This is a genomic window from Arthrobacter sp. SO5, from assembly GCF_020532805.1.
Lineage (GTDB): Bacteria > Actinomycetota > Actinomycetes > Actinomycetales > Micrococcaceae > Arthrobacter.
Genome location: NZ_MQTQ01000003.1, coordinates 80,400 through 94,763, shown reverse-complemented (window position 1 = coordinate 94,763; position 14,364 = coordinate 80,400). Strand labels below are relative to the sequence as shown.

Genomic DNA, 14,364 nt, shown 5'->3' with positions numbered 1-14,364 from the left:
GGCTACGGGGTCAGTACTCGGTTCTTGGCGGGACGGGCGGGGCGCGGGGCATTCGGGGACGCGGTGCCGTAGTCCGCTGTCTTGAAGTTCGACGGCGCGAACGGGCTGACGCGGACGACGTCGCCGATCACGATCACGGCAGGATTCGCGACCCCGGCGGCCTCCGCCTGGTCCGCGATGGTCCCGAGCGTCCCGATGGTCACCCGCTGGTTCGGCAGGTAGCCGTTCTCTACGATGCCAACCGGCGTGCCTGCTGGCAAACCGGCGTGCGCCAGGGAGGCCGCGGATTCGCGGAGCTGGCCCACGCCCATGAGCAGGATCACGGTGTGGTCGGCGCGGGCCGGGACCTCGGAGAGCTCCTCGTGGCCTGTGACGACGCTGAAGCCCTTGGCGAGCCCGCGGTGCGTGACCGGGATGCCGGCCGCGGCGGGGACGGAAATCGCGGACGTGACGCCGGGGACCACTTCGACGTCCACGCCGTGCTGCCGGCAGAACTCGGCTTCCTCGCCGCCCCGGCCCAGGACGTAAGGGTCGCCGCCCTTGAGCCGGACCACACGGTTGCCGAGCACGGCCTCATCGACCAGGATCCGGTTGATCCCGGACTGCGGGACGGGGTGGTGGCCGGGGGTCTTGCCGACCTCGATAATGCGGACATCCGGGCCGAGTTCGGCCAGGAGCTCCCGCGGGCCCAGACGGTCCGCGACAACGACGTCCGCCTGGCCCAGGAGCCGGCGGCCACGGACCGTGATGAGTCCGGCGTCGCCGGGTCCCCCGCCCACGAGGGCGACGGATCCGCGCTGGCGGAGGTCCCGGTGCCGGCGCAGTGGCAGGTCGCCGGTTTCCAGCGCGGTGGCGACGGCGTCCCGCAAGGCCATCGCGCGGCGCGGGTCTCCCCCGGCGTTGACGGCGATCTTGACGTCGTCAACAACCGCGACGGCGGGAGTCCACGCCGCGGAGGACTCGTGGTCGGAGGCGTTGACGCACCAGATGCGCTGCGCTTCGGCGTCGGCCGACACCTGCGCGTCCACTCCGGGCTCGCCCGTGGCGGTCTGGATGAACCAGGCGCCGTCGACGTCGGAGGCTCTGTAGGTGCGCGGCTCCCACTCCAGGAGGCCGGCGTCGGAAAGTTCAGCGAGCGCCGGGCAGGCAAGGGGCGCGACAACCGTGACCCGGGCGCCGGCGTCGAGCAGACCCTTGGCGCGGCGGGCGGCGACTGGGCCGCCGCCGACCACCAGCACGGACCGGCCGAGGAGGCGCAGCGCCGTGGGGTAAATGTCCTGAATTGCCATGCACCGACGATAGGGGCCGTCATCTGGCGGGACAACGGTGCGGAAACACCCGTTCACGCGGGGTAACGCCGCGACATATAGCTTGGGGGCTACTTGACCGCGATGAGCTCTATCAGCTTGATGTCGGGATCCTTGGCGAGCATGGCCGGGCCGTGTTCGCCGAGGGCTGCGGGGATGGCACCGTTAAGGTGGGCCTGCCGGTCCTCCTCGGTGTCGAAGGTGTCGAAGATGCCGAACGTGTTCTCGTTGACCCGGAAGGCGTACCAGGTCCGCGTGCCGGGTTCGTTCAGGACGATCTCGCGGCCGCCGTCGAGGAAGTCCCAGACGTCCTGCTCCTTCCCGGGCTTGGCCTCGACGAGTGCTAGCAGTCCAAATTTCGGCGCCACGGCTGTCTCCTCAGAATTGAGCTGGAATCGGCCGCAGTCCGGCCCACAATCGTGATTCTAGGCCCGTGCCGGGGACCGGACAAGGAGTCCCGGGGGTCCCCTCCGCACCCCGGAAAGCAACGCGGGGTCACGTACGGCCCATGAACCGGAGCAACATGGGCCGTGAGTGACCCCGCGATGCAAGCAGGTGGGGCGGTGGGTGTGGCTAGCGGGTGCTGCCGGCGAGGAGGCCGCGGCGGCGGAGCAGCCGCTTTTCGATCGGGCCGAACACCAGCAGTTCGATCAGGATGCCGACGGCGAGGATCAGCAGGATCGCGGCCATCACCACCGTCATATCCGAGAGCACACGGCCCTGGTCCAGGAGCGAGCCGAGGCCGAACCCGATGGTGCCGCCCACTGCGATGATTTCCGCGGCCATCAGCGAGCGCCAGGAGAAGGCCCAGCCCTGCTTGAGCCCGCCCAGGTAACCGGGCAGTGCGGCCGGGAGCACAATCTGCAGCGCCATCTGCAGCCGGGACGCACCCAGGACCGTCCCGACGCTGCGGTACTGCGGCGGGATCTGGTCCACGCCGGAGATCAGCCCGTTGATGATGGAGGGGATGGCGCCCAGGAACACCACAAAGTACACCGTGGCGTCGGTCAGGCCGAACCAGATGATGGCGGCGGGCACCCACGCCACGGACGGGAGTACCTGCAGCCCGGAGATCAGCGGGCCGAACGCGCGCCGCAGCGGGGCGACCTGGGCGAGCAGCAGACCGACCGGGGTCGCGATCGCCACGCTGATCAGGAATCCCACGAGCCCGCGCTGCAGCGAGGTCCAGACCGCTTCCTGCAGCTTGCCCTCCGCCCAGAGATGACCGAACTGAGCCACCACGTCCAGCGGGCCGGGCACCAGATCCTGCCGCTTAAAGCCCATCGAGACGTACAGCTGCCAGAAAATGATGAGGACCACAATCGCGGCCCCGGGAAGCAGGATCCGGCTCCAGTCGATCCGGGCCTTGCGCGCGGCGTCGGACTGGAGCGAGTCCAGGCCCGCCTCAAGCTGGCGCAGGTCCTCCGTCCCGGCGGAGGAACGGGTCAGGGCCGCGGTGATGTGGCGCGTCTCGCCGGACTCTACCAGCGAGTCTTGTCTATTTGGCATGGCGGCGGATCTCCTCGCGCAGGCGGGCGGTGATTTCGCCGGTGAGCTGGCCGGCCAGCCCGGCGTCGGTGCGGTGCTCTTCGCTGACGTGCCACTCCCGCACCACGCGGCCCGGCCGGGAGGAGAGCAGCAGCACCCGTTGGCCCAGCCGGACGGCTTCGCGGACATTGTGCGTGACAAAGACGATGGTGCGGCCGGTTTCCTTCCAGATCCGCTCCAGCTCGTCATGGAGCAGGTCGCGGGTGATCGCATCCAGGGCCGCGAAGGGCTCGTCCATCAGGAGCAGTTGCCGGTCCTGGGCCAGGGAACGGGCCAGGGCCACACGCTGGCGCATTCCGCCGGAGAGCTCGTGCGGGCGCTTGTCCCCCGCCCCGCCCAGATGCACAAGCTCCAGCAGCTCGTCGGCCTCCACCCGGCGCTCGGCTTTCCCGACGCCGCGCAGCCTGAGGGCCAGCTCGATGTTTTCCCGGGCCGTCAGCCAGGGAAAGAGGGCCGCGTCCTGGAACATAAAGGCGGCGCCGTCGCTCGGCACTTCCAGCGCGCCCGACGTCGGGGCCTCCAGTCCCGCCATGATGTTCAGCAGGGTGGACTTGCCGCAGCCGGACGCACCGAGCAGGGCGACGAACTCGCCCGGCCCGATGGTGGCGTTGACGTCGTCCAGCACCGGGGCGCCCTCGCCGAAGCGCTTGCCCAGGTTTTCCAGTACGACTGGCATGGTCACGTCCTAACTTGTTGGGGCAACTTTTTTGGCGGGGCGGAGCGGGCGGCGGGCACTGGCTAGTCCCTGCCCAGTCCCTGCGCGGAGATCTTCGTCCCGGCGGGGCTGCCGCCCAGGACGCTGTTCAGGGCCGTGAGGTCGAAGATGCCGCCGATGTCGGCCTGCGTGGTGGTGCCGGCGTCGACGCCGTCCTGCAGCAGCTTCTGGTAGGTCCCGGCGAGCGGGTCGACGGTGAACACGATGTTCGTCAGGGATCGGTCGATCACATCGGCGGGGAGGGCCGCGCCGGCGGATTCCTTGAGCGCGGCGTTAAGGACGGTGGCCTTTTCCGCGGCCGGGGCGGCCTCGAGCCAGTCCACGGATTCGACGTGTCCCTTCAGGAGTGCCTTCACGGTATCCGGATGGTCGGCGGCGAACTTCTTGTTGACGATCAGGACCGTGGTGATGAACTCACCCTTATCCCACAGGTCCTTCTCGTCGACAAGGACCTTCGCGCCGGCCTGCAGCACCAGCCGGGAGGCCCAGGGCTCCGGCAGCCACGCGCCGTCGAGCTTGCCGTCCTGGAACAGCTTCAGGGTCTGGGCGTTCTCGGTCGGGTTGATGGCGACGTCGCCGCTGCCGTCGGTGGACGTCTTGTACCCCTGCTTGCCGAGCCAGGCCCGCAGGGCCACATCCTGGGTGCCGCCGAGCTGCGGCGACGCGAGCTTCTTGCCTTTGAGGTCCTTGGCCGAGGCGATCTCGGGTTTGACCACCAGCTGCGCCCCGCCCGACGCGGCACCGGCGATGATGCTGATCGATTCGCCCCTGCTCTTAACGTAGGAGTTGATGGCCGGATTGGGGCCGATGTAGGTGGCGTCGATGGCGCCGGCGTTGAGGGCCTCGATCGCGGCGGGGCCGGCGTTGAAGACCTGGGTGCTCAGCTTGGTCTCGCCGAGACTTTTGGCGATCAGGCCCTGGCTGACCCCCAGGAGGGCCGGGGCGTGGGTGATGTTGCCGAAGTAGCCGAGCTTGAGTTCTGCGGCCGGGGTTCCCGCGGCGGCGGCCTGGGCGGCCGGCGCATCACTGCCGCGGGCCACACTGGACGCCACAGCGGCGCCGGCGCCGATCAGCAGGGCCAGTCCTGCGGCAAGGCTGATCTCCAGGGTGCGCTTGCGCTTCGGCCTGGCCGGGTCGCCCGCGACGATGCGCGTGGTACCGGGCCGGCTTCCGGGCGCGGGGTTTTCGGGGCCGTCGGAGAGCCGATCCGTTGTTCTCATTGACTCACCCTAGGGAGAGTCAATGACGCGGATCAATGGTCCGGAAACCCGGGGTCACGGGGGTTCATGGAGCGTCATGTGCGGGCTTGGCTCTTGCCTCGGCCGACGGAGGAGTCCGGACCCGCCGGCCCGTCACAGTGCCTCGAAGATGTCAGCCAGCAGGGGCGCCCCGTCCCGGCGGGGTGGCCAGGCGAGCACATACGACTCCCGGCCGAGGACCCTGAGTTGCTGTTCGCGCGTGAGGGTGTCAGCCATGATCACATGCCGCTGGGACTGATGCTCCCGCAGGCCGGCAAGGACGTTGCCTGCCACGGAACGAGTGTCGACTTCCACGCCGATGGTGTCGTCCGGCACGGGGCGCAGGTGATAGACACGCTCCCGGTCCCAGGGTTCCAGCCCGTGCTCGCGCCGCGCCTTGTTCCAGCGCAGGAAGGTGGATTCGCGCAGCGCGCCGTGGAGCAGCCGTTCCATCCCGTGGCCACCCTCGCTGCGGACAAGGTGGAAGGCAGCGTCGCTTGCCGCGCCCACGGCGATGTGATCCGGGTGTCCGGTGATGCCGTCCGGGCCAAAGGTACACACCACCCGCGGCTGTTCCTCCCGCAGGATCCGGGCGATCCTTCCCGTGAGCTCCCCGAACGGCACAGCCGCGACCCCGCCGTCGGGATAGCCGAACCAGTCATGCCGGTCCGGCGGCCGGCCGTGCGCCCGCCAGGCCGCGTCGTCTTCCCGGCGGCGGAATTCGCCCAACATCCCGGCTGGAACCTCGACGCCGGGCGCGATTTCCCCGGCGCCGCCGTCGGTGGCATGAATCAGGATGAACCGGAATTCCGGATTCCGGGCATGCAATGCCACGCTGCCGGCCAGTCCATATGCGTCGTCATCGGGGTGCGCCATGACAACAGCAACGGACAGTTCGGGTGCTGTGCCCATGGCACCGGTCTAGCAGCCAACCGGGAACGCGGGCAAGGTCCCCTTCAGCTGGTAGGCGGCGAATTCGCCGGAAACCCTCGAGGTCGCCGGAAGTTTGCAGCGACCTCGCAGGTTTCCGGCGACCTCGAAGGCAGTCGGCCGGAGCAGCCCTTAGATCGAGTAGCGCTCGTCCTCGTGGTCGCCGGGGTGGTCGTTGACCAGACCGGCCGCGAGGGTGTTGCCGTCCAGCGGATCGATCACCAGGAACGCCCCGGTGCGGCGGTGGTGCGCGTAGTTCTCCAGCGGAAGCGGGGCGGAGAGCCGCAGCTGGGCGTGGCCGATGTCGTTGAGCTCCAGGGTGGTGGTGGGTTCCAGCTGGAAGCTGGCCAGGTCCAGCTTCCCCGTCACGTTCCGGACCAGCGCCTGCACCGTGCGGGTGCCGTGCTTGACCAGCACCTTGGCGCCCTCGCGGAGCGGCTTCGGCGACAGCCAGCACAGAGCGGCGTAAAGGTCCGCGGTGCTTTCCGGTATTTTGCCACCGGAGGCGCCGGCCGCCGCGATCGTATCCCCGCGGGCGACGTCGAACTCATCCGCAAGGCGCAGCGCCACCGACTGCGGGGCAACCGCTTCCGCCAGTTCCCGCCCGGCGAAGTCGATCCCGGTGACGGTGGTGGTGCGCGGCGCCTGGCCGGGGGTCAGGACGCTGACCTGGTCGCCCAGTTTCACCGAGCCCTCCGTGATCTGCCCGGCGTAGGCCCGGTAGTCCCGGTACGCCTCGGGATCGAGACCGCCGGCAATCGCATCGGCCGCCAGCGCGCCCTGCGGCCGGATGACCAGCTGCACCGGGAAGCGGAAGCTCTCCAGGTGGCTTTCGAGCTCGTCGGCGGCCGGCAGCGTCTCCAGGACTTCGAGCAGGGCCGGGCCGCCGAACCACGGGGTCCGCTCCGAGCGGTCGACGACGTTGTCGCCGTCGAGCGCGGACACCGGAATCACGAAGAGATCAGCGATGCCGCCTGTATTTGAATCGTCACGGCCGAGCCCAAGCTCCCGGCCCACTTTCTGCACATCCGCCTCGATCCCGCGGAACACGGCCTCGCTGAAGTCCACGAGGTCGATCTTGTTCACCGCGACGATCACGTGCGCCACCCGCAGCAGCTGCAGCACGGACAGGTGCCGGCGGGTCTGCTCCAGGACACCCTTGCGGGCGTCGATGAGCACGACGACGGCGTCCGCGGTGGACGCGCCGGTCACCGTGTTCTTGGTGTACTGCACGTGGCCGGGGCAGTCCGCGAGGATGAAGCTGCGGCGGTCCGTGGCGAAGTAGCGGTAGGCGACGTCGATGGTGATGCCCTGCTCGCGCTCGGCACGCAGGCCGTCGGTCAGCAGGGCGAGGTCGATCCGCTGTGTCCCGCCAGGGGCCGTGGCCCCGGAACCGCCGAAGCCGCGGTCCGCTGAGGTGCGGGTGACGGCGTCGAGCTGGTCGGCGAGGATCGCCTTGGAGTCGTGCAAGAGCCGGCCCACCAGGGTGGACTTGCCGTCGTCGACCGAGCCGGCGGTGGCGAAGCGGAACAGCGTGGTGGAGAGGGCGTCGAGTCCTGCATCCGGGAGGAAAGTCTCTGTGCTCATTAGAAATAGCCGTCCTTCTTGCGGTCTTCCATGGCGGCCTCGGAGATGCGGTCATCGGCCCGGGTGGCGCCACGCTCGGTGATGGTGGAGGCGGCAACCTCAATGACGACGTCGCGCACGGTGGCGGCGGCCGATTCGACGGCGCCGGTGCAGGACATGTCGCCCACGGTCCGGTAACGCACTGTCTTGGTGATGACCTGTTCGTGGTCGCGGGGCTGGGACACCTCGCCGACCGCGCGCCACATACCGTCGCGGGCAAAGACCTCGCGGCGGTGGGCGTAGTACAGGCCGGGCAGGTCGATGTTTTCGCGCTCGATGTAACGCCACACATCCAGTTCGGTCCAGTTGCTGATCGGGAACGCGCGGACGTGCTGGCCCACGGTGTGCCGGCCGTTGTAGAGGTTCCACAGCTCGGGGCGCTGGTTGCGCGGGTCCCACTGGCCGAACTCGTCGCGCAGGCTCAGGATCCGTTCCTTGGCGCGGGCCTTGTCCTCGTCGCGGCGGCCGCCGCCGAAGACGGCGTCGAACTTGTTGCGCTGGATCGCGTCCAGCAGGGGGACGGTCTGCAGCGGGTTGCGGGTGCCGTCGGCACGCTCGGCCAGCTCGCCGGAATCGATGAACTCCTGGACACTGCCGACGACGAGCCTGAGTCCCAGCCGTTCCACGGTCCGGTCGCGGAACTCGATCACCTCCGGGAAATTGTGGCCCGTGTCCACATGCAGCACCGGAAAGGGCACCTTCCCGGGCCAGAACGCCTTGGTGGCCAGGTGCAGCATCACCACGGAATCCTTGCCGCCGGAGAACAGCAGCGCCGGCCTCTCAAACTCCGCGACCACCTCGCGGATGATATGAATCGCTTCCGACTCGAGCGTGTCCAGGGACGAAAGGCGAGCCGGGGAGCTCGGGCGAGCCTCCGCCGTCGACCCCGATGCCGCCCAGGGAGTGGCTTCGGGCCTGTCGGAGCGGGACGCGATGCTGCTTGCAGCATCGCCGTCCCGCGAAGGGGCGGGGGCGGCATCGGGGTCGACGGCCACGAAAGTCTCAACATTGCTCATACGTGTAGTCCGCATTCTGTCTTGTCGGTTCCTGCCCAGCGGCCGGCGCGGGGGTCATCGCCCGGCGCCACCTTGCGGGTGCAGGGCTGGCAGCCAATGGACGGGTAGCCCAGTGAAAGCAACGGGTTGACGGGCAGGAGATTGTCGTCCGAGTACTGCACCAGCTGATCGAAGCTCCACGCCGCGACCGGGTTGGCCTTGACCAGGCCGTTGGTTTCGTCCCACGTGACCAGCGGGGTGCTGGTGCGGGTGGGGGCCTCGTCGCGGCGGACCCCGGTGAACCAGAGCTCGTAGCCGGCGAGGGTGCGGCGCAGCGGGGCGACTTTCCGCAGCGCGCAGCACTGGGCGGGGTCGCGGGCAAAGAGGTCCTTGCCCAGGAGCCGGTCCTGCCGCTCCACCGTGTCCTCCGGCAGGACGTCGACGACGTTGACGTGCAGGTTCTCCGCCACCTCGACACGCGTCGCGTAGGTTTCCGGGAAGTGGTAGCCGGTCTCCAGGAAGAGGACGTCGACGCCGGGGAGCTGGTCCGCGACGAGCGCCGGAAGGACGGCGTCGGCCATGGAACAGGCGACGGCGACGGCGTGCAGCTCGAAGTTGCGCGCCACCCAGGCAATCACGTCCCGGGCCGGGGCGTCCCAGCCGAGCTCGGCGGCGCCGGACTCGGCGAGGACTTTAAGCTCGCCGTGGGTCCGGTGTGCAGCGGTCACTGGAGGTCTCCCTCGTCGGCGGCGAAGGCCCATTCGGCGAAGGTCTGGCCCTCGGTGTGGTCAGCCACGAACTTCCTGACCACGCGCTCCACGTAGTCGGGAAGGTCTTCGGCCGTGACCTTGAGCCCGCGGACGGTCCGGCCCAGGCCCGCTTCCTCGCGGTCGGAGGAAGCCAGCCCGCCGCCCAGGTGGACCTGGAATCCCGGGGTGGGGTCGCCGTCGGGCGTGGGAAGCATCATGCCTTTGAGGCCGATGTCCGCGGTCTGGATCCGGGCGCAGGAGTTGGGGCAGCCGTTGATGTGCAGCGACAGCGCCTGGGGCAGCTGCCTGGACTCCACAAGGTCGGCGAGGCGGCGTTCCAGCTCGGCGACCGCGGTGGCTGCCGTGACCTTCGTTTCGACGATGGCGAGCTTGCAGTATTCGATGCCGGTGCAGGCGATGGTGCCGCGGCGGAACACGGAGGGCCGGGCGGAAAGGCCCAGGGCGTCGAGCTCGGCCACCAGCGGTTCCACCTGGTCCTGGGGCACGTCGAGGACCACGATCTTCTGGTGCGGGGTGGTCCGCAGCCGCAGCGAGCCGCGCGCCTCCAGGGTGTCCGCGAGCCTGACGAGCTGGCTGCCGGAGAGCCGGCCGGCCACCGGGGTGGCCCCGATGAAGAACTTGCCGTCCTTCTGCTCGTGCACGCCGATGTGGTCGCCGGGCGTGGACGGCTTGGGCGCCGCGGGGCCGTCATCGAGCTTGTAGCCGAGGTATTCGTCCTCGAGGACCTGGCGGAACTTCTCCGGGCCCCAGTCGGCCAGCAGGAACTTCAGCCGGGCCTTGGTGCGCATGCGCCGGTAGCCGTAGTCGCGGAAAATGCTGGTGACGCCGAGCCAGACGTCGGCGGCCTGGTCCGGCTTCACGAACGCGCCGAGGCGCTTGCCCAGCATGGGGTTGGTGGAGAGCGCGCCGCCCACCCAGAGGTCGTAGCCGGCGCCGTGCTCGGGGTGGACCAGGCCAACCAGTGCGACGTCGTTGATCTCGTGGACCACGTCCTGGCTGGGGTGGCCGGTGATGGCGGTCTTGAATTTGCGCGGCAGGTTCGCGAGCTCCGGGTCGCCAATGAACCGTTCGGCGAGCTCGTGGATCAGCGGCGTGGGGTCGATGATCTCGTCCTTGGCGATGCCGGCGACCGGGGAGCCAAGGATGACGCGGGGGACGTCGCCGCAGGCTTCCGTGGTGGACAGGCCCACCGATTCGAGCCGGCGCCAGATTTCCGGCATGTCTTCGACCCGGATCCAGTGCAGCTGGATGTTCTGGCGGTCGGTGAGGTCGGCCGAGTCTCGGGCGAAGTCCACGGAGATCTGGCCGATGACGCGCAGCTGCCCGGTGGTGAGGGCGCCGCCGTCGATCCGGACGCGCAGCATGAAGTACTTGTCTTCGAGCTCGTGCGGCTCGAGGGTGGCGGTCTTGCCGCCGTCGATGCCGGGCTTGCGCTGGGTGTAGAGGCCCCACCAGCGGAAGCGGCCATGCAGGTCCGTGCCGTCGATCGAGTCGAAGCCGTGCTTGGCGTAGACGGTCTCGATCCGCTCGCGGACGTTGAGGCCGCTGTCCTCCTGCTTCCAGGTCTCGTTGGCGTTCAGCGGCGCGGTGCCGTCCACTTTCCACTGCCCGTGCGGCTTCGCCGCCGGTCGGGAGGGGCGTTTGGTGCGGCCTGCGGCAGCCTGGTCCGGGGATGCTCCGGCTAGAGCTGTATCAGTCATGGACCGACTGTAGGGGCGGCCGCAATGCCGTCACAAAGGGTCAGAAATGCAGGGTCACCGAGGGCAACAAATCGTCACGAAGCCCCGGCGGGCCTTGAAGCGGCGCGGCTGCTGTGCAGGGGTGAGCCCTTCAGGCCGGCGCCTGCGGCACCGCGGCGAGGGCTGCGTCGTAGCGATCCAGCGCAATTTCGGCGAGCACCGGGGACGGCAGGAGTGCCGCTGTGACGAGGTCCGCGCCGGCCTTGGCGAGCTGGTCGTGGAAGAAGCCGGGAGCCAGCAGGTACGCGGCGATAACCACGCGGCCGCCCAGGTCCACTGCCCCGGCGGACTCCCCCGCGCCGGCCCCGCCCGCGGCCTCCTCGCGGAGCATGGCCAGAGCCTCCGCTACCGTCGGCTTCGCCGAGGCGCCGTAGGCGGCCACGATCCGGTTGGACCGCAGGGCACGGAGCTGGCCTGCGAGTTCCTCGACGTTTTGCGCGGCGGTGGGGTCGGAGGACCCGGCAGCGGCGAGGATCACGGCGTCGTTATCGGTCACGCCGGCTTCCCTCAGCCGCCGGTCCAGCAACGCCGCGAGCCGCGGATCGGGCCCCAGCGGGGCGGCCGCTCGGGTGCCCGGCCGGCTCCTGACGGCCCGGGCGATGTCCACCTTGACGTGGTAGCCGACGCTGAGCAGCAGAGGAACGACGACGGCGGCCTCCCCCGCCGGCAGCCCCGCCACGACTGCCGGCAGTTCAGGGTCCTGCACGTCGACGTAAGCCGCGCGGACCTCGAGCCCGGGCCGCAGGGCGGCGATCCCGTCGCGGAGGGCGTTGACCTCCGCGGCGCCGAGCGGGCTGGAGGTTCCGTGGGCGCAGGCGATCAGGATGGGGCTATTCATAGCCGTTAGCGTAGCGTTGGAGCCGCCCTATCCGCCCCCTTGTTATCGACCGGGACGCTCCATGACCTTCTCCTTCAGCATTGTCCTGGTCTGGCTTGACCTCGCCGGCGTGTTCTTTTTCGCGGTGTCCGGCTCCCTGCTCGCGGCCCGGAAGCAGTTCGACATCATCGGTTCCCTGCTGCTGGCCTCGGTGGTCAGCCTGGGCGGTGGCGTCATCCGCGACATCATCATCAACACCGGCCCGCCCGCGGCGTTCACCAACCCGGCGTATCTGGCGCCTCCGCTGCTCGCCGCGGTGCTGGTGTATTTCCTGTTCTCCAGCGTCCAGCGCAACACGTCGCTGCTGGTACTCTTCGACGCCGGCGGGCTGGCGTTGTTCTGCATCACCGGTACGCTCAAGGCCCTGGCCGCCGGGATGCATCCGATCGCGGCGGTCCTCCTGGGGGTCACGACGGCGGTGGGCGGCGGCCTGCTGCGGGACATTACCGCCAACGAGGTTCCGCAGCTGTTCGACCCCCGGGACATTTATGCCCTGCCGGCCTTCGCAGGGGCTGCCCTCACAGCGGCCCTGTCCATCACGGGCAGCTTCAATGCCGTGACGGCGGGTGCCGTGGCCGCCGTCGTGTTCGCCTTCCGTGTCACGGCCTGGCGGCGCCACTGGTGCGTTCCGCTGGCGGTCCGCGGCTGGCACCGTCTTGGCCTGGACGCGGCGGAAAGTGGGGCCAGGGATTAGCTAGGATAAGACAATGACTGACATGTTCCTCGAGAAATTCCGCGCGCTTGTTCCGAAGTATCTCGAAGACGAATGGCAGGACGAGGATGGCCTCCCGGCGGATGAGCTGGATACCGCCCTCGCCGAGCACCAGTTCCAGGTGCCGCTGGTGCTGCGGGAGTTCTACCTGGCGGTCGGCGGCTGCGAGGACATCATGGAGGCGTACCACTACTTCTGGGACCCCGAAGAGCTCGAAGTCGATGACGAAGGCTTCCTCATGTTCCTTGAGGACGAGGAAGAGCAGTTCACCTGGGGATTCCGGGTCGGCGACCTCAGCGTTCCGGACCCGATCGTGTACCGCCGCAACAACGCCCGCGGCCAGTGGAAGAGCGAGGAAGGAACCTTCTCCGAGTTCGTCTTCGACATGTTCGAGTGGGCCTTCAACGACGAGGAAGAGAACTAAGCCTTTCTGGTTCTCCCGGTCAGGTTGTTTCCAGCTGGAGGCGGAGCTGCCGGAGGCCTTCCCTGATTCTGGACTTGACGGTCGGCACCGGGGCTTCGAGCCGTTCGGCCACTTCGCGGTAGGTCAGGGAGCCGAAATATGCCAGCGAGATCGATTCGCGCTGCAGTGGGGACAGGCCGGCAAGGGACGCCATGAGTTCGCGGGCATCGAGGCGCCTCGCGACGATGTCGGCCACCTCGTCCTGGTCGGCAGCGAGGTGGGAGGCTACTGCCCAGCGCTGGTCCCGGCTGGTACCACTTTGGTGCGATCGGACCCGGTCGACGGCGCGCCGGTGGGCGATCGTCATCAGCCATCCCAGCGGGCTGCCCAGGCTGGGGTCGAATTTGCGCGAGTCCTGCCATACCCCGAAGAAAACCTCCTGGGTCACCTCTTCGCTGAGCCCGGGATCCACCAGGATCCGGCGGACGAGGCCGTAGACCCGGGCCGAGGTCCGCCGGTAGAAGTCCGTAAAGGCATCATGGTCCCCCTGCGCCGCTGCTCCAAGGAGCCCGGCCAGGATCTCGAGCTCCGGATCAGGCGCGGACGCCGCGCCGCCGGTTACAGCAGGGGCGCGTTCAGATGGGGCCCGCAGGTCCGGTCTCTCCAGCTCAAAAGTGCTCATCGTGCCTTCGCTTTCAAACTGGAGAGAACGCTCGTTCTCTGCTCCATGTCCTAACATAGAGAACGAACGTTATCCACGCAAGCCCGTAGCGGAGGAACAGCACATGACCGAGCGGTTAACTCCGCGGGAGACCCACGCGAACCTTGACTCCGCCCAGGATCTGGCCGCCCGGGCAAGTGTCATTGCGGCAGCCAACGGTCTCTTCTATGCCCGCGGGATCCACGCTGTGGGCATGGATGAGCTGCGGGCCGCCTCGGGGGTCCCCCTCAAGCGCCTGTACCGCATCTTTCCGTCGAAGGACGCCATTGTGGAAGCGGTCCTGCTCGACTGGCGCCGGCTCTGGTCCGCCGGTATCGGCGCTGCCGTTGATGCGGCAGCGGAGCCAAAGGACCGGCTTCTGGCGATCTATGACTTCCTGGCCGGCTGGTTCGGTTCCGAGGGATTCCGCGGATGCGCGTTCGTCAACTCGTTCGGAGAGCTCGGCGCGCAGTCCGGACGGGTGGCCGAGATTGTGCGGGAGCAGAAGGCCGGCTTCCAGGAGTTCGTCTTCAAACTGGCCGCCGAAGCGGGGGCCCCGCCGGGCCTCGGACCCCAGCTGGCGATACTGGCGGAGGGCGCGATCACCACGGCAGCCATCTCCGGCTCCGTCGAACCGGCCCGGCAGGCGCGCGCGGCGGCCGAAATCCTGATCGGGGCGGCCGTGCCACCACTCGCTGTGAAGTCGGTGTAATTTCTTGTAGACAGCATGACATTTCTGTCATAGGCTCATTCATGGGTTCACCACACGCCTCCGGTGGACCTGATGCGAACGGAGAAATGGCC

15 protein-coding genes are annotated in these 14,364 nt (G+C 68.8%); 3 read left to right on the top strand and 12 right to left on the bottom strand.

Annotated features, from left to right (window positions below; all coding sequences use genetic code 11):
• Positions 1–2 precede the first annotated feature (2 nt).
• The 11 genes from cobA to BJG92_RS00830 all read right to left on the bottom strand — a co-directional run bounded on the left by cobA (position 3) and on the right by BJG92_RS00830 (position 11,706).
• A complete protein-coding gene (cobA, locus tag BJG92_RS00880; protein WP_232082128.1) occupies positions 3–1,289 on the bottom strand; it encodes a uroporphyrinogen-III C-methyltransferase in 1,287 nt (428 codons plus the stop codon).
• A gap of 89 nt (positions 1,290–1,378) precedes the next feature.
• Complete coding sequence (locus tag BJG92_RS00875) at positions 1,379–1,675, bottom strand: putative quinol monooxygenase (RefSeq protein WP_232082127.1); 297 nt, start codon at positions 1,673–1,675, stop codon at positions 1,379–1,381.
• 205 nt (positions 1,676–1,880) lie between these two features.
• Positions 1,881–2,816 (bottom strand): ABC transporter permease, encoded by a 936-nt coding sequence (locus BJG92_RS00870; RefSeq protein WP_232082126.1) that lies wholly within the window; start codon positions 2,814–2,816, stop codon positions 1,881–1,883.
• Positions 2,806–3,531: an ABC transporter ATP-binding protein gene (locus BJG92_RS00865; RefSeq protein WP_232082125.1), complete on the bottom strand. Its 726-nt coding sequence runs from the start codon at positions 3,529–3,531 to the stop codon at positions 2,806–2,808. Before BJG92_RS00865 ends, BJG92_RS00870 begins: the two co-directional genes overlap by 11 nt.
• A gap of 62 nt (positions 3,532–3,593) precedes the next feature.
• On the bottom strand, positions 3,594–4,790 hold the full coding sequence (locus BJG92_RS00860) for an ABC transporter substrate-binding protein (RefSeq protein WP_232082124.1): 1,197 nt from the start codon (positions 4,788–4,790) through the stop codon (positions 3,594–3,596).
• Positions 4,791–4,922: 132 nt separating this feature from the next.
• Entirely contained in the window at positions 4,923–5,720 is a 798-nt protein-coding gene (locus BJG92_RS00855) for a PIG-L deacetylase family protein (RefSeq protein WP_232082123.1), read from the bottom strand.
• A 150-nt stretch (positions 5,721–5,870) separates the two neighbouring features.
• On the bottom strand, positions 5,871–7,325 hold the full coding sequence (locus BJG92_RS00850; RefSeq protein ID WP_232082122.1) for a sulfate adenylyltransferase subunit 1: 1,455 nt from the start codon (positions 7,323–7,325) through the stop codon (positions 5,871–5,873).
• On the bottom strand, positions 7,325–8,380 hold the full coding sequence (cysD, locus tag BJG92_RS00845; protein WP_232082121.1) for a sulfate adenylyltransferase subunit CysD: 1,056 nt from the start codon (positions 8,378–8,380) through the stop codon (positions 7,325–7,327). The genes BJG92_RS00850 and cysD overlap by 1 nt, the downstream gene beginning before the upstream one ends.
• Positions 8,377–9,087, bottom strand: coding sequence for a phosphoadenylyl-sulfate reductase (locus tag BJG92_RS00840; RefSeq protein ID WP_232082120.1), 711 nt, complete (start codon positions 9,085–9,087; stop codon positions 8,377–8,379). Before BJG92_RS00840 ends, cysD begins: the two co-directional genes overlap by 4 nt.
• On the bottom strand, positions 9,084–10,829 hold the full coding sequence (locus tag BJG92_RS00835) for a nitrite/sulfite reductase (protein ID WP_232082119.1): 1,746 nt from the start codon (positions 10,827–10,829) through the stop codon (positions 9,084–9,086). The genes BJG92_RS00840 and BJG92_RS00835 overlap by 4 nt, the downstream gene beginning before the upstream one ends.
• A 130-nt stretch (positions 10,830–10,959) precedes the next feature.
• The gene (locus tag BJG92_RS00830; protein ID WP_232082118.1) at positions 10,960–11,706 is read right to left on the bottom strand and encodes a sirohydrochlorin chelatase; all 747 of its coding nucleotides are present in this window, start codon (positions 11,704–11,706) and stop codon (positions 10,960–10,962) included.
• A 61-nt stretch (positions 11,707–11,767) separates the two neighbouring features.
• Between BJG92_RS00830 and BJG92_RS00825 the strand changes: the two genes are divergently transcribed.
• Positions 11,768–12,439 (top strand): trimeric intracellular cation channel family protein, encoded by a 672-nt coding sequence (locus tag BJG92_RS00825; protein ID WP_232082117.1) that lies wholly within the window; start codon positions 11,768–11,770, stop codon positions 12,437–12,439.
• A 13-nt stretch (positions 12,440–12,452) separates the two neighbouring features.
• Positions 12,453–12,881, top strand: coding sequence for a hypothetical protein (locus tag BJG92_RS00820; RefSeq protein ID WP_232082116.1), 429 nt, complete (start codon positions 12,453–12,455; stop codon positions 12,879–12,881).
• Between the two features lie 19 nt (positions 12,882–12,900).
• Here the strand turns inward: BJG92_RS00820 and sigK are convergent, their stop codons facing one another.
• Positions 12,901–13,542 (bottom strand): ECF RNA polymerase sigma factor SigK, encoded by a 642-nt coding sequence (gene sigK, locus BJG92_RS00815; protein ID WP_232082115.1) that lies wholly within the window; start codon positions 13,540–13,542, stop codon positions 12,901–12,903.
• Positions 13,543–13,645: 103 nt separating this feature from the next.
• Here sigK and BJG92_RS00810 point away from each other — a divergent pair, with 103 nt between their 5' ends.
• Positions 13,646–14,272: a TetR/AcrR family transcriptional regulator gene (locus tag BJG92_RS00810; protein WP_232082114.1), complete on the top strand. Its 627-nt coding sequence runs from the start codon at positions 13,646–13,648 to the stop codon at positions 14,270–14,272.
• Positions 14,273–14,364 lie beyond the last annotated feature (92 nt).